Annotated in this window: 1 protein-coding gene; it reads right to left on the minus strand. The window is 62.4% G+C overall.

The features are described from left to right. On the minus strand, positions 1 to 255 hold a 255-nt coding region (locus MTX36_RS29600), incomplete at both ends, for an IS3 family transposase (protein ID WP_243623221.1).

Below are 255 nucleotides of genomic sequence, written 5' to 3' on the forward strand. Positions count from 1 at the left end.
TTTGAGCACGGTCTTCTTCGCCACCGACCAGCCAGCGTTGATCAGCACCTGGTGGATGCGGCGATGCCCGTAGCGGCCGTGGTTGTCGTCGAACGCCGCTGCGATCGCGGCCTTCAGTTCGGCATACTGATCTGGATTGCTCAGTCGGGCCTGGTGATAGAAGAATGTCGACCGGGCAAGGCCGGCAACCTCGAGCAGCGTGTCCAGGCCGTGCTCAGCCTTGAGGGAGATGACGGCGTGGACCTTTACCGTCGT

The organism is Rhodococcus sp. ARC_M6 (assembly GCF_022810305.1).
GTDB lineage: Bacteria > Actinomycetota > Actinomycetes > Mycobacteriales > Mycobacteriaceae > Rhodococcus_F.